The sequence below is a fragment of the Synechococcus sp. PCC 6717 genome (genome assembly GCF_022698185.1).
In the GTDB taxonomy this organism is placed as follows: domain Bacteria; phylum Cyanobacteriota; class Cyanobacteriia; order Thermosynechococcales; family Thermosynechococcaceae; genus Thermosynechococcus; species Thermosynechococcus lividus.
In genome coordinates, this window is sequence record NZ_JAKLTV010000003.1 from 59,099 (window position 1) to 84,944 (window position 25,846).

At 53.3% G+C, this 25,846-nt stretch carries 22 protein-coding genes and 1 tRNA gene; 14 read left to right on the plus strand and 9 right to left on the minus strand.

What is annotated here, in order from left to right; all coding sequences use genetic code 11:
- Window positions 1-2: 2 nt before the first annotated feature.
- Window positions 3-2,213 (plus strand): polyphosphate kinase 1, encoded by a 2,211-nt coding sequence (ppk1, locus tag L5470_RS04480; RefSeq protein WP_499498418.1) that lies wholly within the window; start codon window positions 3-5, stop codon window positions 2,211-2,213.
- Here ppk1 and L5470_RS04485 read toward each other — a convergent pair.
- The gene (locus L5470_RS04485) at window positions 2,210-4,036 is read right to left on the minus strand and encodes an ABC transporter ATP-binding protein (protein WP_499498420.1); all 1,827 of its coding nucleotides are present in this window, start codon (window positions 4,034-4,036) and stop codon (window positions 2,210-2,212) included. The two genes, ppk1 and L5470_RS04485, sit on opposite strands and share 4 nt — an antisense overlap.
- 130 nt (window positions 4,037-4,166) lie before the next feature.
- Here L5470_RS04485 and L5470_RS04490 point away from each other — a divergent pair, with 130 nt between their 5' ends.
- The gene (locus L5470_RS04490; RefSeq protein ID WP_499498422.1) at window positions 4,167-5,699 is read left to right on the plus strand and encodes a peptide ligase PGM1-related protein; all 1,533 of its coding nucleotides are present in this window, start codon (window positions 4,167-4,169) and stop codon (window positions 5,697-5,699) included.
- Window positions 5,696-6,088: a ssr2422 family thylakoid membrane protein gene (locus L5470_RS04495; protein ID WP_448514318.1), complete on the plus strand. Its 393-nt coding sequence runs from the start codon at window positions 5,696-5,698 to the stop codon at window positions 6,086-6,088. Before L5470_RS04490 ends, L5470_RS04495 begins: the two co-directional genes overlap by 4 nt.
- 42 nt (window positions 6,089-6,130) lie before the next feature.
- Here the strand turns inward: L5470_RS04495 and rlmD are convergent, their stop codons facing one another.
- Window positions 6,131-7,480 (minus strand): 23S rRNA (uracil(1939)-C(5))-methyltransferase RlmD, encoded by a 1,350-nt coding sequence (rlmD, locus tag L5470_RS04500; protein WP_499498424.1) that lies wholly within the window; start codon window positions 7,478-7,480, stop codon window positions 6,131-6,133.
- A 199-nt stretch (window positions 7,481-7,679) separates the two neighbouring features.
- Between rlmD and L5470_RS04505 the strand changes: the two genes are divergently transcribed.
- From L5470_RS04505 to L5470_RS04530, 6 genes are all read left to right on the plus strand, one after another.
- Window positions 7,680-8,204 (plus strand): alpha/beta hydrolase, encoded by a 525-nt coding sequence (locus tag L5470_RS04505; RefSeq protein ID WP_499498426.1) that lies wholly within the window; start codon window positions 7,680-7,682, stop codon window positions 8,202-8,204.
- A 134-nt stretch (window positions 8,205-8,338) separates the two neighbouring features.
- On the plus strand, window positions 8,339-8,875 hold the full coding sequence (locus tag L5470_RS04510) for an RDD family protein (RefSeq protein WP_499498428.1): 537 nt from the start codon (window positions 8,339-8,341) through the stop codon (window positions 8,873-8,875).
- Window positions 8,876-8,910: 35 nt separating this feature from the next.
- The gene (gene rpmG / locus L5470_RS04515) at window positions 8,911-9,105 is read left to right on the plus strand and encodes a 50S ribosomal protein L33 (RefSeq protein WP_099798301.1); all 195 of its coding nucleotides are present in this window, start codon (window positions 8,911-8,913) and stop codon (window positions 9,103-9,105) included.
- A 36-nt stretch (window positions 9,106-9,141) separates the two neighbouring features.
- A complete protein-coding gene (gene rpsR, locus L5470_RS04520) occupies window positions 9,142-9,357 on the plus strand; it encodes a 30S ribosomal protein S18 (protein WP_099798302.1) in 216 nt (71 codons plus the stop codon).
- Between the two features lie 184 nt (window positions 9,358-9,541).
- A complete protein-coding gene (locus L5470_RS04525) occupies window positions 9,542-10,585 on the plus strand; it encodes a metal ABC transporter solute-binding protein, Zn/Mn family (RefSeq protein WP_499498430.1) in 1,044 nt (347 codons plus the stop codon).
- Window positions 10,586-10,600: 15 nt separating this feature from the next.
- Entirely contained in the window at window positions 10,601-11,326 is a 726-nt protein-coding gene (locus L5470_RS04530) for a metal ABC transporter ATP-binding protein (RefSeq protein WP_499498432.1), read from the plus strand.
- A gap of 400 nt (window positions 11,327-11,726) precedes the next feature.
- On the opposite strand, the gene L5470_RS04535 is transcribed toward L5470_RS04530, so the two are convergent.
- Window positions 11,727-13,001, minus strand: coding sequence for a tRNA nucleotidyltransferase/poly(A) polymerase-related protein (locus L5470_RS04535; protein ID WP_499498434.1), 1,275 nt, complete (start codon window positions 12,999-13,001; stop codon window positions 11,727-11,729).
- Window positions 13,001-14,314 carry a pentapeptide repeat-containing protein gene (locus tag L5470_RS04540; RefSeq protein ID WP_499498436.1) on the minus strand — a complete coding sequence of 438 codons (1,314 nt, stop codon included), beginning with the start codon at window positions 14,312-14,314 and terminating at the stop codon, window positions 13,001-13,003. The genes L5470_RS04535 and L5470_RS04540 overlap by 1 nt, the downstream gene beginning before the upstream one ends.
- A gap of 100 nt (window positions 14,315-14,414) precedes the next feature.
- Between L5470_RS04540 and L5470_RS04545 the strand changes: the two genes are divergently transcribed.
- Window positions 14,415-14,687 (plus strand): YciI family protein, encoded by a 273-nt coding sequence (locus L5470_RS04545; RefSeq protein ID WP_099798307.1) that lies wholly within the window; start codon window positions 14,415-14,417, stop codon window positions 14,685-14,687.
- Here L5470_RS04545 and L5470_RS04550 read toward each other — a convergent pair.
- The 3 genes from L5470_RS04550 to uvrA form a co-directional block, all read right to left on the minus strand.
- Complete coding sequence (locus L5470_RS04550) at window positions 14,684-15,889, minus strand: argininosuccinate synthase (protein WP_499498438.1); 1,206 nt, start codon at window positions 15,887-15,889, stop codon at window positions 14,684-14,686. The genes L5470_RS04545 and L5470_RS04550 overlap by 4 nt on opposite strands.
- Window positions 15,890-16,073: 184 nt before the next feature.
- On the minus strand, window positions 16,074-16,283 hold the full coding sequence (locus tag L5470_RS04555) for a CAB/ELIP/HLIP family chlorophyll-binding protein (RefSeq protein ID WP_099798309.1): 210 nt from the start codon (window positions 16,281-16,283) through the stop codon (window positions 16,074-16,076).
- A 265-nt stretch (window positions 16,284-16,548) separates the two neighbouring features.
- Window positions 16,549-19,401: an excinuclease ABC subunit UvrA gene (uvrA, locus tag L5470_RS04560; protein WP_499498440.1), complete on the minus strand. Its 2,853-nt coding sequence runs from the start codon at window positions 19,399-19,401 to the stop codon at window positions 16,549-16,551.
- A 267-nt stretch (window positions 19,402-19,668) separates the two neighbouring features.
- On the opposite strand from uvrA, the gene L5470_RS04565 reads away from it, so the two are divergent.
- The 3 genes from L5470_RS04565 to L5470_RS04575 all read left to right on the plus strand — a co-directional run bounded on the left by L5470_RS04565 (window position 19,669) and on the right by L5470_RS04575 (window position 23,457).
- Window positions 19,669-20,535 carry a cyanophycinase gene (locus L5470_RS04565; protein WP_499498442.1) on the plus strand — a complete coding sequence of 289 codons (867 nt, stop codon included), beginning with the start codon at window positions 19,669-19,671 and terminating at the stop codon, window positions 20,533-20,535.
- 93 nt (window positions 20,536-20,628) lie between these two features.
- Window positions 20,629-23,325, plus strand: coding sequence for a cyanophycin synthetase (gene cphA / locus L5470_RS04570; RefSeq protein WP_499498444.1), 2,697 nt, complete (start codon window positions 20,629-20,631; stop codon window positions 23,323-23,325).
- Between the two features lie 59 nt (window positions 23,326-23,384).
- Window positions 23,385-23,457: transfer RNA gene (locus L5470_RS04575), tRNA-Ile, on the plus strand.
- A gap of 34 nt (window positions 23,458-23,491) precedes the next feature.
- Here the strand turns inward: L5470_RS04575 and L5470_RS04580 are convergent.
- Together L5470_RS04580 and L5470_RS04585 are read right to left on the minus strand one after the other, a co-directional pair.
- Complete coding sequence (locus tag L5470_RS04580) at window positions 23,492-24,274, minus strand: YaaW family protein (RefSeq protein WP_499498446.1); 783 nt, start codon at window positions 24,272-24,274, stop codon at window positions 23,492-23,494.
- Entirely contained in the window at window positions 24,262-24,438 is a 177-nt protein-coding gene (locus tag L5470_RS04585; protein WP_157768324.1) for a hypothetical protein, read from the minus strand. The genes L5470_RS04580 and L5470_RS04585 overlap by 13 nt, the downstream gene beginning before the upstream one ends.
- Window positions 24,439-24,476: 38 nt before the next feature.
- Here L5470_RS04585 and L5470_RS04590 point away from each other — a divergent pair, with 38 nt between their 5' ends.
- A complete protein-coding gene (locus L5470_RS04590) occupies window positions 24,477-25,829 on the plus strand; it encodes an ABC transporter ATP-binding protein (protein WP_499498448.1) in 1,353 nt (450 codons plus the stop codon).
- The last annotated feature ends 17 nt before the right edge of the window (window positions 25,830-25,846 follow it).

The window sequence follows — 25,846 nt, forward strand, 5'->3', positions numbered from 1 at the left end:
TTATGACCTCGGCTAAGTCCAGTCGCCGCAAAGCTTCGGAACCCATTGATCTAAATGACCCACAGTACTATTTCAACCGTTCCCTCAGTTGGTTGGAGTTTAACAAGCGAGTGCTGCATGAGGCCTACGATCCGCGAACACCGCTCCTAGAGCGGCTGAAGTTCATGGCGATTTTTAGTACCAACCTCGATGAATTTTTTATGGTGCGGGTGGCCGGTCTGCAACAACAGGTAGAAAGTGGCATCCTCCAAGGCGGTGCCGATGGCATGCCGCCCGCAGAGCAGTTACAGGCTGTGCGGCAATATCTTCTCCCCATTGTGACTGAGCAGCACCGCTATTTCGACCAAGAATTGCGATCGCTCCTTGCCAAGGAAGCAATTTTTCTCAATCGTTTTCAGGAGCTAGAGCCGGAGCAGCAAAGCTACCTCAACCATTACTTTCAGGCGCAAGTGTTTCCAGTGCTCACTCCCCTAGCCGTGGATCCGGCTCATCCGTTCCCCTATATTTCCAGCTTGAGCCTTAACTTGGCCGTCTTGATTCGAGATCCTGATTCTGGCCAAGAGCGATTAGCCCGGGTTAAGGTGCCCAACCGTTTTCCTCGCTTTATTCCCTTGCCGCAACACCTGCACAGCTCCGAAGCCACCCATTGGGTTGGGGTGCCCCTTGAAGACATCATTGCCCACAACCTGAATGCGCTATTTCCCGGCATGGACATTCAGTCTTACTTTGTCTTTCGCATTACCCGCAGTGCTGACCTTGAACTGGAAACAGATAAAGCCGATGATCTGCTGATTGCGATCGAGCAGGAAATTCGCAAACGCCGGTTTGGTTCTGTGGTTCGCCTTGAAGTCCAGCGGGGGATTCCGCCACTGCTAAAGCAAACCCTGATGGAGGAAATGGATCTCGAAGAGATTGATGTTTATGAATTAGATGGGCTGTTGTGCCTCAACGATCTGTTTGCCTTTATGGCACTGCCATTGCCGCAATGTAAGGATGTGGAGTGGCATCCTCAAGTGCCGCCTAGTTTTCAGCGGGTGGATGAGCGGGAGTCTTTATTTGACACCACCAGTGAAATTACGACCTTGGGCACCGATTATTGGGAAGCAACGGCAAATGAGTTATTTGGCTTAATCCGCGAGCGCGATTTGATGGTGCACCACCCCTACCACTCGTTTACGGCAACAGTGCAGCGGTTTATTACCCTAGCCGCTCACGACCCGCAAGTGTTAGCCATTAAGATGACCCTCTACCGCACGTCCGGCGACTCTCCCATTGTCAGTGCCCTGATTAAAGCGGCGGAAAATGGTAAACAGGTGGCGGTACTGGTGGAACTCAAAGCTCGCTTTGACGAGGAGAACAATATTCTCTGGGCGCGAAAGCTAGAAAAAGTGGGTGTGCATGTGGTGTATGGGGTACCCGGCCTAAAGACCCATACCAAGACGGTGTTGGTGGTGCGTCAAGAAGCAGGGCAAATTCGCCGTTACGTTCACATTGGTACGGGCAATTACAACCCCAAGACCGCTGGTCTTTATGAGGATTTAGGGTTATTTTCCTGTCGCCCAGAATTGGGCGCAGACCTCACGGAACTGTTTAACGTCTTGACGGGCTACTCGCGGCAGCGGCACTATCGGAAACTATTGGTGGCACCGGTGACCATGCGGGAACGGATGCTAGCACTCATCCACCGCGAAACGGAGCACTGCCGTAATGGCCGCCCAGGGCGGATTATTGCCAAAATGAATGCGATTACAGATACGCAGCTCATCCGTGCGCTGTACGAAGCTTCGCAAGCGGGGGTAGAGATTGATCTGATTATTCGGGGGATGTGCTGCTTGCGCCCTGGGGTGCCGGAAGTGAGCGATCGCCTGCGGGTGATTAGTATTATTGGTCGCTTTCTCGAGCACTCGCGAATTTTCTATTTTGGCAACAACGGTCAGCCAGAGTACTTTATCGGCAGTGCTGACTGGCGATCGCGCAACTTAGATCGGCGAGTGGAGGCGATCGCACCGATTATAGAGCCACGTATTCAGCAGGAACTGCAAGAGCTACTGGAAATTATGCTTGCTGATAATCGCCAAGCTTGGGAGCTGCAACCCGATGGCAGCTACCGGCAACGCCACCCCAAAGACGGGGAGCCAGAACGAGGCACGCACGCCGTGTTGATGGCGCGTACCTTAAAGGAACTGCAAGCGAATGATTGCCATCGGCCTTAAGCAGACGGGGGCGTTTCATACCCTTTTGCCATAGCGCGGAACTCAGGACTATGCTCTATTAATTCTGTGTAGGTTCCTGTGGCTGCTACTTTGCCATTTGCCATCACGTAGAGGCGATCGCAATTCATTACCGTACTGAGGCGGTGGGCAATCATAATAATCGTTTTTTCACCACTGAGGGCTTGAATCGCATCCATCACCCCTGCTTCGGTTTGGTTATCCAGAGCTGCGGTTGCTTCATCCATAATCAACACGCCTGGATTGTGATACAGTGCCCGCGCAATGCCAATGCGCTGGCGTTGCCCCCCTGAAAGCCGCACCCCGCGCTCCCCAACAATCGTATCCAACCCCTCTGGCAAACCCGCGACAAAGGTCGATAGCTGTGCGGCGTGAACCGCTGCTAGGAGCGCCTCCTCGTCAATCGTAGTATCCGGCAGACCAAAGGCAATATTGCGGCGTAGCGTATCATCCGAAAGGTAAATACTTTGGGGAATATAGCCAATCTGCCGCTGCCACTGACTAAGGTTGGTATAGATACTCACCCCATCAACGCGAATATCCCCGTGGGAGGGGGTTAGGAGTCCTAAAATAACATCAACAATCGTTGTCTTACCGGCACCAGAAGACCCCACAAAGCCAATCATCTCTCCCTGTTTAATCGTTAAGGAGACCCCCTCTAAAGCAGGTCGTTGAGTATTGGGGTAAGAATAGTAAATATCAAGAAGTTCGAGGCGATCGTGAAAAGGCTGAGGAGGACTATGACTAGACGCTAGAGCTGGTGTGCTAAACGTACGCGCCTCCAGAATATCGTCATAGACAACATCCACCGCAGCAGCGTAAAAAATAGCCGTGTTCAAGCTGCTCATCAGGCGAGTTGCCGAAGGCATCAGCCGGAATGCCGCCGCCGCAAAGAGAGAAATCAGCGGCAACACTTGAGCCATTGCTCCGTGCTGCACTAAGGTCAAGACAATAATCAGAATAATAGTAATTACAGCGAGAGTTTCAAAGTAAGAACGAGGCAGTTGGCTAATAAAGTTCAAGAAGAAATTAGCTTTGCGATCTTCAATGAGATTCTCTTCATAAACATCAAGAAATAATTTCTCTCGTCCAAGAATTTTGACTTCCTTAATGCCACCCAAGGCTTGGCTAATGGCTTGAACCACATGTTGTTCGTAGTGAACCCGTTTAGCTCCTATAGTCCTCAAAGTTCTTTGAAAGATCTTGAAAAATAGATAGGTTAATAGGGCTAAAGCAGCGATGACAATGATAGCAATAAATGGATTTGCAAGAATGATGACACTAAAGATGGCTAAAACAATTAGAAATTCTGAAATGATGACTAAAATCGGTAATAGATATTGGTTGAAGACATTGTTGGTTTCTGTTTTTGCGTTTTGGATAAGCTTCGCAGTATTATTTTGCAGATGAAAGGTATAAGGCTTAAACAAATAACTCCGAAGTAGTAATACGGAAAACTTCCGCTGCTTTTCGTTTAAGAACTTAAATTGAATATAGTTGCTGCCAGCAATAAATAGATTTTTGAAAATATACAGAGCACCAAAGGCCAAACTGAGGGTTAACAACCACTTATATTCTTCGCCTTGGGTTAGAGGGGTGTTGTTTTGCCGCCAAAACAGAATCTCATTTAGGCGTTCCGGCTTTTCAATAATGGCAATAAAGGGCAGAACCAAGCTTACGCCTACTGCTTCCCAAATGCTGCCCATGAGCATTAAAACGCCAATGCCCACCAGTTGCCAGCGATCGCCGCGATCGAGTAATCGCCAAATTTTACCTAGGGCGCGTAGTGCCGGATGTCTAAGCATTGAGCCGCGTGGCCTAACAAAACAACGTACTGATTCTAAGATACTGCGTGCCTTAAAGCCATCGACACTCTTAACGTGCTGAGCAGAGGACACTGCTACACTAGGGGACAAACCTTTGGGGGACTGGCAGATGTCCATTGCCCAGCAATTCCACCAGCTACAAACCCGTCTGCAAGAGTGTTGGGAGGGTACGGAAACCTTTGTACCGGAACTGCCAAAGGGGCCAGGGGGAATTGAGCGGGATATTGTGGTTGTGCCTTCTCTGAGCTTTCCCCAACCCGAACTTGCCAAAATTACGGGCTACACCCACTACGAAGAGCGCCAGCTCTATACACTGATTCAACTGCGCAATCCCCGCACGCGCATGATCTATATCACCTCTCAGCCGCTGCACCCCAGTATTATTGACTACTACCTTGACTTACTGCCAGGGGTGCCCAGCTCCCATGCCCGCGATCGCCTCCTGCTGTTGGCCACCTACGATCGCTCCGATAAACCCTTGACCGCTAAAATCTTGGAGCGCCCCCGCTTGGTGGAACGTATCCGTCAAGCCCTACGGCCGAATCAGGCCTATATGGTCTGTTTTAACTCTACCCCCCTCGAACGGGAACTGGCTGTGACGTTGGGGATTCCTCTGTACTCAACGGATCCGGATTTACTCTATTGGGGAACTAAGGCGGGCAGCCGCGAACTCTTTGCAGCAGCAGGCATCCCCCACCCTGTCGGCAGTGGCTTTTTAGCGACAGTCTCTGAGTTAGTGCAGGCGATCGCCCACCTGCAAGCCAAATACCCCCACTTACACCGCTTAGTGGTGAAACTAAACGAAGCATTTTCTGGCGAAGGGAATGCCCTCCTTGACCTAACACAGGTGCGCCCCACCACCTCCCCCACAGATCCCGCCCATCTCCAACGGCTAGAGAATAGCCTTGCCGACATGAGGTTCCAAGCCCCTAATGAAACATGGGACTCCTACCGGCAGCGATTTATAACCCTCGGAGGCATTGTTGAAGCCTTCATCGACGGCTCCCAGAAGCGATCGCCCAGTGTCCAAGGTCGCATCACCCCTGACGGTCGGGTGGAAATCATCTCCACCCACGAACAGCTCTTGAATGAACCGGAAGGGCAAATTTTCATTGGGTGTGAATTTCCTGCCCACGCGGACTATCGGCATCAATTGCAAGACCTCGGACGCACCGCTGGAACCTATCTGGCGCAACAGGGGGTCATTGGCTATTATGGGCTGGATTTTGTTGCCACGTTCGATGCCGATCAGCAAGCGTGGGAGCTAGCTGCCATTGAAATTAACCTCCGTAAGGGAGGAACCACCCATCCCTTTATGACGCTGCAATTCCTGACCGATGGTCATTATGAGTTGGAGTCCGGTCTTTTTTATAGTAAGCACCGCCGTCCCAAATTTTATATTGCCTCCGATAACCTCTGCCAACCGCAGTATCGCGGCCTCCTACCCAACGATCTCTTGGATATGATTGCCCGCTACCATCTCCACTTTGACTCCAGTACCGAAACAGGCACGGTCTTTCACTTGATGGGTGCCCTCTCCGAGTTTGGTAAACTAGGACTAGTGAGTATTGGTAATACTCCTGAAGAAGCTCAGGCCATTTATACCCAAACCATTGGCGTCCTTGATGCAGCCGCCCTATGAGCGAACAAGAATTTCAAACCCTTGTGATTACAGAGTTACGTGGTATTCGCGGCGATGTTGAGCTGCTGCGCCACGATGTCGAAGGGCTTAAGCAGGACGTTGAGGGTCTGAAGCATGATGTTGAAGGGCTTAAGCAGGATGTCGAAGGACTCAAACACGATGTTGAAGGCCTCAAACAGGATGTTGACGATCTGAAACAGGACGTTGAGGGGCTAAAGGGGGAGGTGGATAAGGTCAAAAACGGTATGGGAGCATTTGGCAATGAGCTAGCCATTCTTAACGTACGGGTGGATACGTACCAGAAAGCCTCGGGACAAGTTGTCAATCTTGCCTTTGGCTTGATTGTGACTGCGGTCATCACCATTATTGCCAATGCAATTCTGCGCTAGTCCTCACAATTTTTCCGAGACGACTGAGGGGCAACTCAGGGACTAGGTCGCGGTGAGTAATGCAATGGTTTCGACGTGGGCGGTTTGGGGAAACATGTCTAGGGGCTGTACTTTGGCCAATTGATAGGCACCCGCCTGACACAGATACCCTAAATCCCGCGCTAGGGTGGCTGGATGGCAACTGACATAGACAATTCGGGGTGGGCGCTGCCCTAAAATTGCATCGAGGACGGCACGATCGCACCCTTTACGGGGCGGATCCAGCAGCAGGACATCAACAGTGTTGCACCAATGGGGGAGCCACTCTTCGGCAACCGCACAGATAAATTCCGTATTGGTCAACCCATTGTGACGAGCCGTGGCGATCGCTTGGGTAACCGAGTCTGGATGACACTCAACCCCAGTGACCCGAGCCGCTGAGCGCGCCAACGGTAAACTAAGGGTGCCAATGCCACAATATAGATCTAATAGATGCTCGGTTCCTGAGAGCGCCAACCAAGCCTCAAGGGTTTGGATAAGTTGCTCTGCTTGAGCCGTATTGACTTGGAAAAACGTTGTCGCGCCAACGTGGAACTCAATGCCAGCCAAAACCTCCCGTAGGTACAGCTGACCCGCTAGCACCCGGGTTTGAGAGCCAAAGATGCGATTCCCCCGCTGCGAATTAATGTTCACACAGACCCCCACAACGGCGGCAAACTGGTCGTACCATCGTTGCGCTTGCCCTTCGAGGTAAGGGGGGATATCCCCTGCTAGCACTAGGGTGATCAATTGCTCGCCCGTACGCTGGCCAATGCGCAGCCCTAGGTGGCGAACCCCCGGAGATCCGGTTGACTCGTCATAGATAGGCCAAGGCTGTAGGTCGGCTTTAAGGGTGGCTAGCAGAGGATTGAGGCGCGGATCCTGCACTGGACATTGGTTCAGGTTGACAATGCGGTGCGAGCCTTTTTGATAATAGCCTGCAACCACCTGACCATGGCGACGGGCAAGGGGGTAGGTGACCTTGTTGCGGTAGCCTAAAGGAGATGGAGCAGCCAATATAGGTAAAAAGGCTTGGGGCTGCAACTGCCCAATGCGGGCGATCGCCTCTTTCACCAGTTGTTCCTTAGCCGCTAACTGGGCATGATAATCGATGCACTGCCACTGACAGCCACCACACTTGTCAGCCACAATGCAAGCAGGCCGAACCCGCTGTGGCGATCGCTCAAGAACCTCGAGGAGCACGCCATTGGCATACTGCGGCTTAACGTGCTGAAGGCGCACCCGCAGGCGATCGCCCGGCACCGCATCGGGCACAAATACCMCCCTGCCCTGCCAACGAGCCACACCGTCACCCGTATGGTTGAGGGTATCAATCTTCAGGTCAAGCACTGCACCCGGTTGCCAAACACTCATACACCCATTAGAACGTTACACCTAGTTTAAGAAGCCAAGGCAACCTCTATCTTGCCTGCTATACTGCAAGCGGTGCAATCTACGGCTTGTTTTGCATCTGTCAACCTCTATGGGAAATGAGGATGTGGTGTCTTGATTTCGATGCAACAAAACAGGCTGTCAGTGCCCATTTTGCCTTAATTTTTGGAGTTGATCCGTCATGCTTAAGCGTCTTTCGCCTTGGTTAGTAGCTCTGGCACTGCCTGTTGGGGCACTGTTTGTGACTCCTGCCAAAGCGGCCAACTATGTTTCATTGACCTACGGCCCGTTTCAGCGTTCATTCCCCATGTCGGAGCTAGAAGAGTACGTCTCCACCCAACAGGCAACGGGGGAACTGCGCTCCTTGATGCGATTAGTGCCCAAAGATGACCAAGCAAAACTCTTGGAATTTTTGGGCATGAAACTCCCCTTCAATGTTGTGCAAGTCAATGGCATTCTCAATAGCCCCATTGGCAAGGATGTTCTCAAACAGTTCTCTCAGGTAACCATCCGTCGCGATAAGGCGGGGGAAGTGGCACTGCGCGGAGCCATGCTAACAGCAGCAGCCTCTCCCGAAGGTCTGAGCATGATGTCCTTTCTGAAGAACTACCCCGCCGAAACCATTAGTCTTGACCTCAAGAAGCTGAACCGGGTGCTCAAACAGCAAGATGGCTTAATGGGAATGCTGGGGAACTTGCGCCCATAGGTCACTGTCGTTGACACAGAGCAATGGGTGGACAATAGGGGTGTAGCGGTGTTGCACCCCTGTTTTATCAGTCTCCTGAAGCGCAACCAGTATCATGGTAGGGTTAGCTCGTACGTAAGACGGCAGACTCTCCTATGGCTCTTTCCCGTCAGTATCCTCCGCCGTTGCCCCTTGCCCAACCATGGCGACGGGCGATCGCCACCAGTATTGATTTTCTGGTGATCTGGCTCACGAGCGTGGTTGGTATTACCGCAGGTGCCGCTATTCAGTGGGGGCAAATTACTGTGTTTGCTGTGGTGTGGTGGCTGCTGCGGGTGGCAATGGTCAACCGCAATAAGGGACAAAGCCCAGGACACTGGTTGATGAATGTGCGCCTACTCGATAGGCGCGATCGCACCCCCGATCTGCTCTCTCTTAGTAAGCGGGAGCTAGTGATTGGCTCGTGCGCCCTGCTGGCCTTGGTCGGCGTTGAGTCCTACGGCGTTAACTTTGCCCTGATTATCTTGCTGATGCCCCTCGCAGTGGACTGTAGCTTAGCCTGGATTGATGAGGAGCACCGCACCCTCCACGATCGCGTTGGGGGAACCAGTGTCTATCGCTGTCGCCGGGGGTTTTACCTGGATCGTAAGATCATTGAAATTGTGACTAAACTCCGTAAAAATGTGCGATAATCAGAGATCGGCTCACTGGATAGATAGGCAACATCATGGCTAAAGCAAAAGGTGCCAGAATCATTATCACCCTCGAGTGTACGGAATGCCGCAGCAACTCTGCTCAGCGCTCTCCCGGCGTGTCGCGGTACACCACGACCAAGAATCGGCGCACCACTACAGGACGCTTGGAACTAAAAAAATTCTGTCCCCACTGCAACAAACATACAATTCACAAAGAAATTAAATAGTCCAGATTAGCGCGGTACGGTTAAGGAACAACAGCTATGGCATTTTATCGGCGACGTATTTCTCCTATTGCCCCCGGCGAGCCTATTGACTACAAAGATGTTGATCTGCTGCGGCGATTTATTACCGAGCGGGGTAAAATTTTGCCCCGGCGAGTCACTGGTTTGACGGCCAAGCAGCAACGGCAGCTAGCAGTAGCGATTAAACGGGCACGGGTAATGGCATTACTGCCCTTCCTGAACGTCGAAGGCTAGAGGTCGCTCGGTCTAACTCCATAGCAACGATCCCTTGGCTGGGGGCAAACTAGACCCCATCTTTTGTGGGAAATTAAGGCGGAGACTCCAACCCACGTTACGGCAGCGGCGGTGCCAAGCTGCCCTTGCCGGAGGCGGTTTTATATGATAAATCTGAGAATGGTTATCATTCGTGGGTTGTCCTATGGGTTGCAATGCGTTAGGGGCGGGTTGGTGGCGATCGCTCGGGAGAGTGCTGCTTATCAGTGTGCTGCTGGGCGGTTGTGCGCCAACACAGACAACTGAAACAGAGACCCCAACGGAGCCGGTCGCCACTCCTCAATTGACGGTGGTGACGACGTTTTTGCCGATGACTGCCTTTACAAAAGCAGTTGTGGGCGATCGGGCAACGGTGACGCAGTTAGTGCCTGCCAATGTTGATCCCCATGATTTTCAGGCGCGGCCTCAGGATGTGCAGGAGATTAACCGAGCAGCGGCACTGGTGAAAAATGGCCTTGATCTGGAGGCATTTTTAGAGCCTTTAATTGACAACGCAGACAATCCTAAACTGAAGATTATTGATAGCAGTGTTGGGGTCGCAACGCTTGCGTATGATAAACCCCATGACCATGGCCACACTCACGATCACAGTCACGGTGAGTTTAACCCGCACATTTGGCTAGATCCCAAGCGGGCAGTGCAACAGGTGGAAAACATTCGTGATGGGTTGATAGCGATCGATCCTGAGGGTGCCGAAATTTATAGAGCCAACGCTGCCACTTTTATTGACGAACTCAGAGCCTTGGATGCTGAGGCGGAGGCCAAGCTATCTCCGTTTGCGGGCAAAACGTTTGTGGTTTATCACGATTTTGCCCCTTACTTTGCCGACAGTTACAATCTCCAAGTTGACTTTTTAGTGGGTGTGCCGGAAGAGAGTCCGGCGCCAGCAGATGTTCGGCGGGTGATGGAGGTGGTGCAAACTAGCCAACTGAAAACGCTGCTGACTGAACCGGGGCAGGAGCAGGTGTTTGCTAGCCTTGCTCAGGATATGGGGGTGAAGGTCAGTGTTTTTGACCCGTTGGAAACAGCACCCTCTGTTGCAGACCTCACGCCAGAGTACTTCTTGGCAACGATGCGGCAGAATATTCGTAATTTGGCGACAGCGTTTGGTACTGAGACCCAAACCTACCGATCGCCTCAGTCGGTGGCGGTTGTCTGGCCGGTGGCTGCTTTACGTCCGGCCTTTTAGCAATACCGAGACACCATGGTGGACGAATACCTTCTTGAAGTAGAGAATCTTTCGGTGTGGCGGGGCGATCGCCGCGTGGTCGAAAATATTTCTTTTAGGTTGCCAGCCCATACAAACATGGCAATTGTTGGTCCCAATGGTGCGGGGAAAACGAGTCTAATTCAAGCTCTGTTGGGAATTATTCCTTACCAAGCTGGTCGGGTCACACTATTGGGCTATGGCATGAGCTATCGGCGCTTGCTGCCCTATGTCCGCCAGCAGGTGGCCTACTTACCACAAAGTTTTCAGTGCGATCGCCGCATTCCCATTACGGTAGCGGAATTTGTTGGGCTGGGCTGGGACTGTCAAACATGGCAGTGGCCATGGCACCATCGGCGCGATCGCCAACGCGCCATTGCCCATAGCCTGCGGCGGTTGCACCTCAACCACTTAGCCACACAGCCCATGAGTGCTCTGTCGGGAGGAGAAACCAAACGGGCATTACTCGCCTATTGCCTTGTGCAGCCCCGTCGCCTATTAATTTTGGACGAAGCCCCCGCTGGCCTAGACCACCATGCCGAACAACAGTTTTATGATCTGCTGACAGAACTCAAAGAAGAAGAGGGCTGGACAATTTTGCAAGTGTCCCACAACCTTGAGCGGATCAAAGCAACCTGCGACTATGTCCTTTACTTGAACGGCTCTGTACAGGGACTAGGCTCCCCTGAGCAAGTGCTCCAACACAGAAAGATAGCTTGGTAGCCGCGTACTTTAGTACGGGGAGGAAAAGCTACCTAGCAACTTTAGTTGCTCTGTGCTAAACTATACTTGGTCGCTATACTTGGTGAAAAACCCAATCGGCGACAGTTGTTACAAGTAAGCAGAACCTTGGGGCTTTGCCTCTAGGAACTGTGTAGGGGCGTCTTGACAACGCCTTTATGAGTCCGTTTATGGACTGCGTAAGAATCCCCCACCTTTAGGTGGTGGGAGTGTCAATCTCCCCCTCCTATTCTGCCGAGGGATCGACCCCAGAGCCTCGAACCCCCATTGATGCGTTAGATCCCTCGGAGTCGCTCAGGAAGCGGCTAGCATAGGGGTACTCCTTCCTCTTCATGGGAAAGGTGATCGAATGGAAACTCGAATGGAAAATCGAATGGAAAATCTATTTGGGCTTCGCAGGCTGGCGTAACAACCGATCCACAAAGGCAAGGGCGCTGGCGCGATCGCCAATCTCGCCACGGGCTTGAGCCGCCTCGATCGCCTTCAAAATCCGGCCAATCTCTGGACCTTGGCGCAATTGAAACTGTTGCACTAGGTCAGCACCCCGCACAAGCTGAGGGGGGTGAGCCACCGTATTAGTGGGATCGAGCCATGCCCTCACTAAGGGGATGAGATGAGCTTTGGGGATAGTGCGACTCAGTGCCAGCGCAACAAAGGCTGGAAAAAAATCCTGTGCAGCTCGAAAAAGATAGAACGACTGTTCCCGATTGAGGGGCTGCTGGAGTGGCGTCAACCAGTCTTGCAGCAAGCGACATAGGACTTTAACAACTTTAATTTCATTAGCGGTGTAGGTAAGGGCAAACAGTTGTGTCTCCGCCTGCTGGGGGTCTGGATGGACTAAGCAGGTGAGCTTGGCTAGAGCCGCAAGGGTACGCCGCTGGGGTTCGCCCGGAGCGGCCGTGGTGGCAATGGATGTAGTTAAACTTGGCCACAGAGCTGGAAAGGGGAAGTTTGCTAAGGTGGTTTCCAAGGCATGGTAATGGGTCATACTCTCTTCGGTGACAGAGGGCAACCACACCCCTAAAACCCCATCACGAAAGGCTAAGGTAACGCTGGCCGCACTTTCAACCATACTCAGCAAATAACTGAGTTCAACACGCACCCGTTCTGGGGCAACAGTGCGAAGGCGCGATGCCAAGGTTTGGATGACCCGGCGGGTGTCTGAAGTAATGGTGAACTGCAACTGTGCGGCTTGGCGATAGGCGCGCACAAGGCGCAAGGGATCCGCCGCCAAGTTGTCCGGGCTAACGTAGTGAATCTGGCGTTGTTGTAGGTCTAATAACCCACCCAACGGATCAACAATGTGATGGCGATGAATATCGTAGGCGATGGCATTGAGGCGAAAGTCGCGATCGCGCAAGTCGGTGAGGAGGGTGTCGCCCTGCTGCTGGGCAATATCCACCGTCATATTCTTAAAAACAACCCGGCCAATCTGTCGTTGGCGATCTAAGACCACAAAGCCCGCTTGGTAACGCTGGGCAAGGGTAGCAGCCAGCTCAAGGGACTGGTTTGGCACAATAAAGTCGAGATCGGGGTAAAGGGTAGTGCGCCCCAACAGCGCATCTCGCACTGCTCCCCCCACAAGGTAGGTGTCTAGCGGCAAATCACTGACCGCAATGGGCCAGCGGCTAAAATCAAAGGGCTGGATTTCAAGCATTAGAGTTGTTCTATATCAATGGGCTGCCCTGCAAGGGTCACCGCTAGATTGTCACCACGAACGGCGATCGCCCCTGCTGCCGTTTGAATGATCAGGCAACCATTTTCAACACTGAGAATTCCTTGCCATGGCCTCGTCCCTGGCACCGGATCTTGGGGGGCAGCAACGACCGCTGCTCCCGGTAACTCTAGCCAAAGTAGCATCGTATCGGCACCATAGTGGCGATCGCCAGCGGCGGTTTTAATGATCAACCCCCCGATGGCTAAGGGGGCAAAAGCAATATCGTGAATGGGCTGCCATTGCGTCTCTACTAAAAGTTGTAGATTGGGCTGCGACCCTGGGGGAGCCGCCTTCAGCATCAGCCACCATGTTTTCCACAGTTGGCGGGCAGTGCCCTGTTGAACGTTTGCACCTGCTGGAGTCGCGACATGGCAGTACTCCCACGCTGGCACCGGCTGTTCGCAGTACTGAATGGGCAAAAATGAATGGGCTTTGAGGACGCTGGCCACTAAATCCGCAAAGGGCGCATCAACCAATAGGGTTATCCGTGGTTGTGAAGCGATTGTGGCATCCAGAATGGCGATCGCCTGCTCCGTAACCGTGCGCAGTTGATAGCAATTGTTGCCGAGGTTGATGATCTTGAGGTCAGCGCTTTGATAGGTATGGGGACGCAGCGGCTGGGGCTGAAGCAGCAATTCCACCACCTGTTCATTGGTCCACTCTAGCATCGTGGTATCCGACGGCGCAGCAATGGGATCAGCGGCAGCCGTCAGGGGTGGGTGCGGTAGTTCTTCAGCGTCACTGTCATCAAAGATAACCTCCCCATTGGGCAACGTTGCACCACTGAGCTTGGCTTCCTCTAACTCTTTGCGCAGGGCGATCGCCCCGGTTAAATCCGCTGCCGAGAAATCAGCCCCAACAACATTGGCCCCTTGTAAATTAGTATCGTGGAGCACTGCCCCTTTCAGCACCGCCCCACTGAGCACCGCTTGGCGGAGGTTCGCCCGCGACAGGTAAGCCCCCACCAACACCGCCCCACTGAGGATAGCTTCTTGCAGATCTGCGTCCGTCAAGTTCGCCCCACTGAGGTCTGCACCAATGAGGTTCGCTCCCCGTAAATTCGCATTGGCTAAATTAGCCTTAATTAAATCGGCACCACTCCAGTTAATGCCTTGGAGATTTGCCCCAGCCAAGTCCACATGACTAAGTTGCACCAACGGAAACGAGCTGCCCGCCAAATTGACACCGCGAAAATTGCGAACCCCGCGGGCAAATTCACTTAAGAGCGTTTCGAGGGTGATAGCTTTACTCATGGCAGGTTCTGATTAGGACACAACAGACTAGGCGGGTGACACAGCGGCTCACTATAGCTATTCTAGGTCGTGAGGCTGAATCCACAGGAGTAGGGCGTCAATGCCATGGTTTGTGAAAATTGAGCGCGGCATCGTTGATAAGCAGACCTTTGACCAGCATGTTCCGGCTCATTGTGCCTATGTCCGTAAGTTAATTGCCGCAGGCCATCAAGCACGAACGGGGTACTGGGCGGAGCGAGGCGGGGGGATGATGCTGTTTGAGGCCAGCTCGTTAGCTGCCGCCAAAGCCATCGTCGAAGCAGATCCCTTGGTGCAACATCAGTGCGTTCACTACGAACTCCACGAGTGGTGTATTGTCGAAGAGCCGCGCTAGCCTTGGCGCAGTTTCTCAGCCCACACTCGCGTTGGCAAGCCCCACACATAAATAAATCCTTCCGCTGCTTTGTGATCAAACTGATCCTCAGCCCCATAGGTCGCTAAGTCTGGGGCATAAAGCGAAACAGAGGAGCGCCGACCCACTACCTTTGCAGTTCCCTTAAAGAGTTTAACCCGTACTGTACCGCTAACGCGAGCTTGGGTTTGGGCAATAAAGGCATCCAGAGCTGCCTTGAGGGGGCTATACCACAGGCCGTTATAGACCAAGCGGCTGTAGGTATCTTCAACGCCACGCTTGTACTGGGTGACATCGGCAGTCAGGGTCAGGCTTTCAAGATCCCGGTGCGCATCAATGAGTACCAGCAACGCCGGAGCCTCATAGATTTCGCGGGACTTAATGCCCACAAGACGGTTTTCGATCATGTCGATGCGACCCACGCCATGGCGACCCACCCGCTCATTGAGTTGGCTAACCAGCTCAACTGGCTCTAGGTGCTGACCGTCAAGGCTCACAGGAATCCCTTGCTCAAAGCCAATCTCCACATACTCAGGCGAGTTGGGGGTGTCCTCCACCGCACGGGTCATTAAGTAAATCTCTTCTAGGGGTTCATTCCATGGATCTTCGAGCGGCCCCGCCTCGATACTTCGCCCGAGCAAATTGCGGTCGATGCTGTAGGGGGAAGATTTCTTGACCGGAGCAGGAATGCCAAACCGCTCACCGTAGGCAATAGTTTCTTCGCGGCTCATCCCCCACTCCCGCGCTGGCGCTAGCACCTTTAGGTTGGGGTTCAACGCGGCGATCGCCACATCAAAGCGTACTTGGTCGTTCCCCTTGCCTGTGCAGCCGTGGGCAACCGCATCCGCACCATACTCCGCCGCAGCATCTACCAAGAGCTTGGCAATCAGAGGCCGCGCCAAGGCTGTTGAGAGGGGATAGCGATTTTCGTAGAGGGCATTGGCCTGAATCGCTGGAAAGGCATAGTCGCGGATGAACGCCGCTTTGGCATCGACGACCAGAGATTCACTGGCACCAGAGTCAAGGGCTTTTTGGCGAATGGGTTCTAGCTCATCCCCTTGCCCCAAATCCGCAGCAAGGGTAATCACCTCCTGTACCCCCCACTCCTCCTTGAGGTAGGGGATACACACAGAGGTATCTACCCCACCGGAGTAGGCTAAAACAACTTTTTTTGCACGACCCATAGTCTTTAATCCTGAAATTGATGCGGCAATTCTCCCCCGTCACTATAGCGGATCTGCTGCCGCCAAACGTACTAGTGTTAGGAATGGCCAACACATACAAAAAACTGACAATAAGCCGCAAAAAAGCCCACCCCCTAGGGGGCAGGCATTGCATTCCATGCTAAGAGAGATACGGTGAACGTCCTTACAGGCTGTTCAAAAAGCCGATGAGGCCATGGCCAGTGATGACTTCTAGAGCCAACAGCGAGACAAAGCCAATCATTGCTAAGCGACCGTTGAACAATTCTGCGTAGGGAGTAAAGCCAGACTGTGGCTCACTCATCACATACATTTTGGGTTCGATGGCAAAGTTGTTCATTTTGCCTTGATCGTCAATGATGCTACCGCTTTTCATGTTGGAACTCCGTTTGTTACAAAGTGTTTCTTCTTCTTAATATAAGTTAACACTTTGTTTACAGAATTGCAACTGTACTGATCGCGCTGCGGCGATACCGACGACATCAGGGAGCCGCCATGGCTATCTGGTATGTATATATATTGACCAAAAGGGACACTAACCTGCGCCACTCCAACATCTTTGAGGGTGCAATTGGCTGTAAACCCTAGTAACAGCGACTAGCCCTAGCACGTCACGACGGCAAGGGGCTGACGTTTGCTGCTTAATCTAAGGTTGGTGGGGGTAGCAGGGGAGCTAAATATTGCCCCGTATAGGAGTGAGCCACAGCAGCAACCGCTTCGGGGGTTCCCACAGCAATGMCCTCACCGCCGCGATCGCCTCCCTCAGGCCCTAGATCAATGATCCAGTCCGCACAGCGGATCACGTCAAGATTGTGCTCAATCACCAAAATGGAATTCCCTTTATCTACCAGCCGTTGCAGCACGTCAAGGAGTTTATGAACATCGTAAAAGGACAGCCCAGTCGTTGGCTCGTCAATGAGGTAGAGGGTTTTACCGGTGGCGCGGCGCGAGAGTTCCGCTGCCAGTTTCACCCGCTGTGCCTCACCGCCAGAAAGAGTAGGGGCGGTTTGCCCCAACGTCAGGTAGCCCAAGCCCACATCCACCAAGGTTTGCAATTTACTCACGGCTTTGGGAATATTCTCAAAAAAGGCTAGAGCCGTCTCCGCCGTCATATCCAGCACATCGGCAATGGAGCAGCCTTTGTACTTGACCTGTAGGGTATCGCGATTGTAGCGCGTCCCTTTGCAGACCTCGCACTGTACGTAAACATCCGGTAAAAAGTTCATTTCAATGACGTTGACCCCTTGACCGCCACAGGCTTCGCAGCGCCCCCCCTTGACGTTAAAGGAAAACTGCCCCGGTTTATAGCCCCGTGCCTTGGCCTCAACCGTTTGGCTAAACACCTCGCGGATAATATCAAACACCCCAATGTAGGTGGCAGGATTAGAACGCGGTGTGCGCCCAATGGGGGACTGATCAATCACAATCACTTTATCGATGGCGTTTAAGCCATGGATGCTCTCGACTCCTTGGGGCATGGGTACAGTCTGCCCCAAATGGTGTTGTAAGGCAGGATAGAGCACCTCGTGCATGAGGGTGGATTTCCCGGAACCGGAGACCCCCGTCAGGCATACCAACATTCCTAGGGGGATCTCCACTGTGATGTGCTTGAGGTTATTGCGGCTGACGTTTTTTAGGATCAGGGATTGGCCGCTGCCCTGTCGCCGTTGAGGGGGAGTTTCAATGCGTTTGCGTCCCGCAAGGTAGGCACCCGTTAAGGAGTCAGGATGCTCAAGAATAGTCTCGATACTGCCTTGAGCCACCACTTGGCCACCGTGGATACCGGCGCCTGGGCCAATATCCACAATGTAGTCGGCTGTCCGCATGGTCTCTTCATCGTGCTCCACCACAATGAGGGTATTGCCCAAGTCCCGCAGCCGCAGCAGAGTTTGCAACAAGCGTTCATTATCCCGCTGATGCAGACCAATACTGGGTTCATCGAGGACGTAGAGCACACCCGTTAAGCCGGAGCCAATTTGAGTTGCCAACCGAATGCGTTGGGCTTCGCCGCCGGAGAGGGTGGCAGCACTGCGATCTAGGGTGAGGTAATCTAGCCCCACATCCATCAAGAACTGTAGGCGAGCCGTAATTTCCCGCAGGGCTAGGTCGGCAATTTGCCGTTGGCGAGCCGTTAATTCAAGGGACTGAATCCGCGCTAAACACTCACGAATCGATACACTGGTGAGGGAGGTTAGGCGATACTGGCCAAGGCGCACCGCCAAGGCAGCCGGCTTGAGGCGCTGTCCCCCACAGGCAGCACAGACTTGGTTGACCAGATACTGCTCTAGTTTTTGCTTGTAGGCTTCGGAGGTACTCTCGCGGTAGTGCCGCTCTAGGATAGGGATCACCCCTTGGAACTGGCGGTAGTAGTCGCGAGGGCGGTAGCGGGAGTCGGCAGGTACTAAAATTGGCACATCGGTGCCGTAGAGAATAATCTCACGCTGTAACTCCGTGAGTTTGTGCCATGGGGTGTTGATGTCAAAGCCAAAGGCATCGGCAATGCCGCACAGAATGGCAAAGTAATAGTTGTGGTCTTTGTCTGCCCACGGGGCGATCGCTGCGTAAACGGGTAAATCGGGGTTTGGCACAATGAGTTCAGGGCTGAATTTGCGCAGATAGCCTAAGCCATGACACTCAGGACACGCGCCGTAGGGGGAGTTAAAGGAAAACAGCCGGGGGGATAGCTCATCCATCACTGCCCCATGCTCAGGGCAGGCAAAATTCTCAGAAAAAATCAGGGACGCCGCTTGAGCCTCGCTAGGGGATGGCGGCACCACGCTCACCAGTGCGGTACCATTGGCGTGCTTTAGGGCAATTCGCAACGCATCCGCGAGGCGCTCTTCAATCCCCGGCTTGCACACGAGCCGATCCACCACAATGTCAATGGTGTGGCTGTGGTTTTTATCTAGCTCGATGGCATCACTGAGGTCGCGCACCTCACCGTCAATGCGGACGCGCACAAACCCTTCGCTGGCTAGGCTAGAGAGCAGCTTTTTGTGGGTGCCTTTTTTACCCTTGACAATGGGGGCAAGCACCTGAAAGCGGGTCTGTGGGGCAAGCTGCATCACATGATCCACCATTTCATCCACTGTTTGCGGGCGAATGGGGCGATCGCAATGGGGGCAGTGCGGCTCCCCAGCCCGGCCATAGAGCAGGCGCAAATAGTCGTAAATTTCGGTGACGGTGCCCACCGTTGAGCGGGGATTGTGGGAGGTGGACTTTTGGTCGATGGAAATCGCTGGACTCAACCCCTCAATAGCATCCACGTCCGGTTTGTCCAGTTGCCCTAAAAACTGACGGGCGTAGGCACTCAAAGATTCAACGTAGCGGCGCTGTCCTTCAGCAAAAATTGTGTCAAAGGCTAAGGAGGATTTACCAGAGCCAGAAACGCCAGTAATCACAATCAGGCGATCGCGGGGGAGGTCAAGATCAATGTTTTTCAGGTTGTGCTGCCGCGCGCCACGGATGCGAATGTGGCCGGTAGCGTGCCCCATGGGATGCCTCGAAAGTTAAAAAAACGTTACATCAGGCGTATTATAGCAACCCCATTGCCGGCCAATGGTCGCAACAAGCTTTTACTATTTGTGAATAAAATTGGAAGCATTTACCAAAACTTAAAAATTCTTCCCAATCTGGCATTATGCTGTATAGAACTCCTCTTCCTGTGGGATCAATCCAGTAATGATCTCAGCGTTGAGCGATCGCCCTGCGGCTGATTTGCCCTTGCTCTGCCGATTGAAGCTTGAATGAACCGTAGTCCTATGTTGCAATTAGACCCGATTTCCAAAGTTGCTCCCCCAAGTGCAGGCCGTAAAGGTTTGGTGATGGCGATCGGTGGTGCGGAGGATAAAGTCCGAGGGCGGCAGATTCTAACCACATTTTGTCAACGCTCCGGCGGGCTGGATGCCGTGATTGGCGTTATTCCCTCGGCCTCCCGGGAACCCGATGCCATGGGGCAGCTGTACCACGATATTTTCCGGGAAATCGGCGTGCGCGATGTAGAAGTCCTCCTAGTGGGCGATCGCGCCGATGCTGAAAACGAAGACCTCTTAGCCCGCATGAGCCGCTGTAGTGGCATTTTTATGTCGGGGGGCGATCAGCTCCGGCTGTCGGCTCTCTTGGACGAGACCCCGTTGGTCTATCAACTGCGGCATCAAGTATGGGAGGGCAAATCAGTGCTTGGTGGCACCAGTGCCGGCGCAGCAGTCATGGGGGAATGCATGATTGCCAGTGGCGGCAGCAACGAAGCACCCAATCGATCCCTAGTAGATTTAGCAACCGGCCTTGGCTTTCTCCCCGATGTACTGGTAGATCAGCACTTCCACAACCGCAATCGCCTTGCGCGGCTCATTAGTGCGATTTCCGCCCATCCCGATAAACTGGGCGTTGGCGTGGATGAAGATACCTGTGCCATGTTTGAAGCGGATGGCACACTGCGCGTCCTTGGCCGTGGCTCGGTGACGATTGTTGATCCGCGGGATGTCAGCTACACGAACTATGCCCACGTCGATGTCACAGAGCCGCTGAGTATCTATAACCTGCGTCTGCACATCCTCAGCGATGGTGACTGCTACAACCTACATACCCACCAAGTCCAACACAAGTGTGTGCTGCCACCCCTAAATTAGGATTTTTCAGAAAATTGTTGCCTACAATACAGTTTACTGCGTCATCGACCTCAAGACTAAAAGTGGTACAGTCTCCTTAAAACCACCCTACTTATGAAAATTCTCAAACTACAAACGCTGCGAGGGCCAAACTATTGGAGCATTCGTCGCCATAAGCTCATTGTGATGCGTTTGGATTTAGAAGAGGTGGCCAATACACCCTCCAACCAAATTCCGGGGTTTGTGGATGGGTTGGTGCGGGTGTTACCAAGTCTCTACAATCACTTTTGTTCCCTTGGCCACGAAGGTGGTTTTTTGACACGGTTGCGGGAAGGCACCTACCTTGGCCATGTGGTTGAGCATGTTGCCCTTGAGCTTCAGGAACTGGCGGGGRTGCCCGTTGGCTTTGGCCGTACCCGGGAAACCGCAACTGCAGGAATTTATCAAGTTGTCTTTGAATATCAAAACGAAGAAGCCGGACGCTATGCAGGTCGGGCAGCGGTGCGCCTGTGTCAGAGCATTATTGACACAGGTACCTACCCCCAGCGGGAACTGGATCAAGATTTAGCAGATTTACGGGACTTCAAGGCCAGTGCCTCCCTAGGCCCAAGTACCGAGGCCATTGTCCGTGAAGCCGAGGCACGTAATATTCCATGGTTTGAACTCAGTAGCCGCTCTCTGATTCAATTGGGCTATGGTGCCAAAAGCCACCGGATGCAGGCTACCCTGAGCGATCGCAGCAGTATTCTGGCCGTTGAACTCGCCGGGGATAAAGAAGGGGCAAAGCGTCTCCTGCGGGATGCGGGAATCCCCGTTCCCAAGGGTACCGTTGTCCGTTATGTTGAAGACCTACCCGAGGCGATCGCCGACATTGGTGGCTACCCCATTGTCATGAAACCCCTTGATGGCAATCATGGTCGCGGCATCACCATCGACATCAACTCTGCTGCTCAGGCCGAACAAGCCTTTGAAATTGCCAGTAGTGTTTCTAAATCCGTCATTGTTGAGCGCTACCATCCGGGGCGCGACTTCCGGGTGCTGGTTGTCAACGGCAAAGTCGTAGCCGTGGCGGAGCGCGTGCCTGCCCACGTCATTGGCGATGGTCGCTCCACCATTGAAGAACTCATTGAGCGCACCAATAGCGATCCACAGCGGGGGGATGGTCACGATAATATCCTCACCCGCATTGAAATCAATCACGATACTTGGAGCCTCCTCGAAAAACAGGGGTATAGCTTAAATACAGTGCTGCCATCTGGGGAGGTGTGCTATTTACGCGCGACCGCCAACCTGAGTACCGGCGGAATTGCCGTGGATCGCACCGATGAAATTCACCCCCAAAATGTTTGGATTTGCCAGCGTGCCGCTCGGATTATTGGTTTAGATATTGCTGGGATTGATGTGGTCACGCCCGATATTTCCCGCCCGCTGCCAGAGGTCGGTGGTGTCATTGTTGAAGTGAATGCCGCTCCTGGGTTTCGGATGCACACTAACCCCAGCCAAGGGATTGCCCGCAACGTGGCGGAGCCGGTATTGAATATGCTCTTTCCGCCGGGAACCTCCTGCCGCATTCCCATCTTTGCCATTACGGGCACCAACGGCAAAACCACCACCACCCGTCTAATTGCCCACATTTGCAAGCAAACCGGCCAGACTGTTGGCTACACCACCACCGATGGCATCTACATTGGCGATTACTTAGTGGAAAAGGGAGATACCACCGGTCCCCAAAGCGCACAGCTCATTCTCCAAGATCCAACCGTGGAGGTGGCTGTCCTGGAAACAGCGCGGGGCGGCATTTTACGCTCTGGGCTGGGGTTTGACCACTGCGATGTTGGCGTGGTGCTCAATGTTCAGGCGGATCACCTTGGCATTGGCGACATTGATACGGTGGAGCAGTTGGCAGACTTAAAAGCAGTAGTGGTGGAGTCGGCGTGGCCCAATGGCTATGCGGTTCTCAATGCCGATGATCCCTTGGTGGCCGGCATGGCACGCCAAGTCAAAGCTCAGGTGGCCTATTTTTCCATGGACCCCCATAACCCCGTGATTAAACAGCACATTCAGCAGGGGGGGTTAGCCGCAGTCTATGAAAATGGCTATCTTTCAATTTTGAAAGGGGATTGGACCCTGCGCATTGAGCAGGCGGAAAATGTGCCCATTACCCTCGGTGGTCGGGCAAACTTTATGATTGCCAATGCCCTTGCCGCCAGTTTAGCGGCATTTGCCCAAGGGATTAGTATCGAGCATATTCGCGCGGCCTTGACCACCTTCCGCACCTCTGTGGAGCAAACCCCCGGACGGATGAACCTTTTTGACCTAGGGGCGTTTAGCGTTTTGGTGGACTATGCCCATAACCCTGCGGGGTACGAAGCGGTGGGCGAGTTTGTGCAAAAGTGGCCGGGTCAACGGATTGGCGTGGTGGGTGGCCCCGGCGATCGCCGCGATCAAGACCTCGAGCAACTGGGGGAATTATCCGCCAAAATCTTTGACTGGATCATTATCAAAGAAGACGATGACACCCGCGGTCGGCCGCGCGGAGATGCAGCAAACTGGATTGAGCGCGGTCTGCACCACCACAGTGTTCGCCGCCAGTACGAGATCATTCACGATGAAGTTGCCGCTATTCAATTTGCCCTCGATCGCGCCCCCCAAGGGGCATTAGTGGTCATTTTACCGGCGGATGTGACCCGTACCATTCAGTTAATTCACCAGCACCATCAGCGGCTGAAAGAGACGACCACTAATGGCTTCCATCCTCCAGCAGAGGTGCCCGTTAAGTCCCCTACGGATCTCAATCCTTCCAGCCTTTGAGGAGGGGTTCCCCCCTAGGCTAGACAGCAGCCACCCCCCCAGACTAAGCTGGGAAACAGCCAGGGTTGGCCGAGCGGATGAGGCAGCGAACTCATAATTCGCCATAGGCTGGTTCAACTCCAGCACCCTGGATTCTCAGGGGATGACGGATGCCTCGTTGCCGTTCCTAGGCGATCGCCCATTGAGTTTCGTTATGCCCCCGGAGGAGCCGAATTTGGGCAATGGCAAAAATTGTAGGAATAATGCGGCTATAGTTAGTGGCGATCGCCCGCCAGCCCAGATCCGCCACAAACCAAACCCATAGCGCCGTTCCCACAAAGGCCAACATACTGCGGCCAAGGGCAAACTTCGCTGCTCCGGCAGCTACACTTTGGGTCACAAGGGGGGTCATGGGCAACTTCCGCCCTGCAAGCTGGAGGACACACTGGCGAACCACCTGCTGCACCACAAGAGTACGCATGACTGGCGTAAGCGCAATGGCGGCCCCCCCCTCAAGAATCAGCCGAACTGTTTCTAGAGAAATAGGATGGCCATGGCGTAGCTCGGGAAGCGACGCTTGAATTTGATCGGCGAGGACGTTGCGATCGCGAGTTGGCAGCTTTGCCCACATCCGCTGCAATAAGCCCAAGAAAATCTCAATTTCTAATTCAGAGACCGTCCAACTCGGAGAGAACTTAATCTTGAGGTAGCGACAAACCCGCATCAATGTTTGGCGATAGCTAATTTGCTGCGTCTTGCCCGTAAGCACCGTTAGCCCATCTGCCGCCAAGAAGCGGAAGCGGGCTTCAATGTGATCCAGCCATGCCTGACGATCCTGCGCCTGTACTGCAATGGGGTCGGGAGTATTGAGGTAGTCAAGGGGGTTCAGCCGCCGTCGGAACAAAATTTCCGTTAGGTCTTGTAACTCCTCCTCAGTGGCTAATTCGAGCGCAGCCCTTAGTTCATCCATGGGGTCAGCTCCAGCAGCAGCACAGCATAAATTTCTTCATAATTATAGGTACTTACCCCAAATTGTGGCACACTCCCCACCCTCTCACGAGCACCCGTATCAAGGATCAGAATTGCCACATCTAAAATCCCCACGGCAGAGCCTCCCCAAGATTGAGCCACCATGGTAGGTTAACGGTTGAAGTGCCAAAGGATGCAGGACTATGCAAACCAAAACCAAAGGTGAGTCGCTTGTCCGGTTACTGGATGTCGGTAAAGCCTACCGTCAGCCCAATGGCCAAGTTATTAGCATCATGGAAAACATTAACCTTGAGCTGCGCACCGGTGAAATTGTGGCACTGCTTGGCCCGTCTGGTTCCGGCAAGTCAACGCTGATGCGCATTATTACCGGACTCATTACACCGACCTCCGGTCAGGTCTTCTATCGCGAAGAACCAATGCAGGGTCTAAACCCTGGCGCCGCCATCGTGTTTCAGAGTTCTGCCCTCTATCCTTGGCTGACGGTACTTGAAAACGTGGAACTGGGGCTGAAAGCCTTGGGAGAAGGCCCGCGATCGCGCCGCCGCAAAGCCCTGCGAATGATTGACATTATCGGCTTAGATGGGTTTGAAAACGCCTACCCCAAAGAACTCTCCGGGGGAATGCGACAGCGGGTCGGCTTTGCCCGTGCCTTAGCGGTGGAGCCGGAATTGCTGTGCATGGACGAACCCTTCTCGGCYTTGGATGTACTAACCGCCGAAAACCTGCGCTTTGAACTGCTGGATCTGTGGCTAGAGCACAAAATTCCCACCCAGAGTATTCTCATTGTCACCCACAATATTGAAGAAGCCGTGATTCTAGCGGATCGTATTATTGTTTTAGGCAGCAATCCAGGGCGGGTGCGGGCAGATTTTCCAATGACGTTGCCCCATTACCGCGATCGCAAACATCCCGGATTCCAAGCCATTGTGGATCGCATCTACAAAATTCTCACCAACCCCCACCTAGACGAACTAGAGGCACTTGAACCCAAGCCCGTTGCCGCAACCCCTAGCCAAGAACCGCGCTATCCACTGCTGCCCCACGTTCGTATTGGCTCGATTGCGGGTTTGCTAGAGCTACTAGAGAACCGCAAAGAAGACCTTTACCGCATTGCCCAGGAACTGCAACTAGAACTGGACGACATTCTGCCCATTGTTGAAGCAGCCCAGATGATGGAGTTGGTTGAACTGAAGGAAGGTGACATTGCCGTCACGCCGATTGGCCATGCCTTTATTCAAGGAGACATTGATCAGCGCAAACTCATTATCCGCCAGCAATTGCTCAAGTCCATTCGTTTAGTACAGCAGATTCACAACTTCCTGACCGCTAAGCAAAACCACCGCATTCCCGAAAGTTTGGTGCTAGATATTCTGGAGCGCCACTTCACCCCCCAAGAAGCGGATCGCCAACTCAACACTGCCATTGACTGGGGACGCTATGCGGAACTGTTTAGTTACGATGAACCGGCCAAGGAAATCTTCCTTGAAAGTAACGACCAAGACGAGTCATTCCCCCTACAGACCACTGCTGTTTGATGCTACGGCCATGGGTG

Bases quoted from the DNA above. Each gene is read 5' to 3' on its own strand.
- L5470_RS04485 (WP_499498420.1), bottom strand. From the start codon at position 4,036: ATGCTTAGACATCCGGCACTACGCGCCCTAGGTAAAATTTGGCGATTA.
- L5470_RS04565 (WP_499498442.1), top strand. From the start codon at position 19,669: ATGTTGCAATTAGACCCGATTTCCAAAGTTGCTCCCCCAAGTGCAGGC.
- L5470_RS04585 (WP_157768324.1), bottom strand. From the start codon at position 24,438: ATGGTGGCTCAATCTTGGGGAGGCTCTGCCGTGGGGATTTTAGATGTG.
- rpmG (WP_099798301.1), top strand. From the start codon at position 8,911: ATGGCTAAAGCAAAAGGTGCCAGAATCATTATCACCCTCGAGTGTACG.
- L5470_RS04535 (WP_499498434.1), bottom strand. From the start codon at position 13,001: ATGCTTGAAATCCAGCCCTTTGATTTTAGCCGCTGGCCCATTGCGGTC.
- L5470_RS04545 (WP_099798307.1), top strand. From the start codon at position 14,415: ATGCCATGGTTTGTGAAAATTGAGCGCGGCATCGTTGATAAGCAGACC.
- L5470_RS04550 (WP_499498438.1), bottom strand. From the start codon at position 15,889: ATGGGTCGTGCAAAAAAAGTTGTTTTAGCCTACTCCGGTGGGGTAGAT.
- L5470_RS04530 (WP_499498432.1), top strand. From the start codon at position 10,601: ATGGTGGACGAATACCTTCTTGAAGTAGAGAATCTTTCGGTGTGGCGG.
- L5470_RS04525 (WP_499498430.1), top strand. From the start codon at position 9,542: ATGGGTTGCAATGCGTTAGGGGCGGGTTGGTGGCGATCGCTCGGGAGA.
- L5470_RS04490 (WP_499498422.1), top strand. From the start codon at position 4,167: ATGTCCATTGCCCAGCAATTCCACCAGCTACAAACCCGTCTGCAAGAG.
- L5470_RS04555 (WP_099798309.1), bottom strand. From the start codon at position 16,283: ATGAAAAGCGGTAGCATCATTGACGATCAAGGCAAAATGAACAACTTT.
- L5470_RS04580 (WP_499498446.1), bottom strand. From the start codon at position 24,274: ATGGATGAACTAAGGGCTGCGCTCGAATTAGCCACTGAGGAGGAGTTA.
- ppk1 (WP_499498418.1), top strand. From the start codon at position 3: ATGACCTCGGCTAAGTCCAGTCGCCGCAAAGCTTCGGAACCCATTGAT.
- L5470_RS04505 (WP_499498426.1), top strand. From the start codon at position 7,680: ATGCTTAAGCGTCTTTCGCCTTGGTTAGTAGCTCTGGCACTGCCTGTT.
- L5470_RS04510 (WP_499498428.1), top strand. From the start codon at position 8,339: ATGGCTCTTTCCCGTCAGTATCCTCCGCCGTTGCCCCTTGCCCAACCA.
- rpsR (WP_099798302.1), top strand. From the start codon at position 9,142: ATGGCATTTTATCGGCGACGTATTTCTCCTATTGCCCCCGGCGAGCCT.
- L5470_RS04495 (WP_448514318.1), top strand. From the start codon at position 5,696: ATGAGCGAACAAGAATTTCAAACCCTTGTGATTACAGAGTTACGTGGT.
- L5470_RS04540 (WP_499498436.1), bottom strand. From the start codon at position 14,314: ATGAGTAAAGCTATCACCCTCGAAACGCTCTTAAGTGAATTTGCCCGC.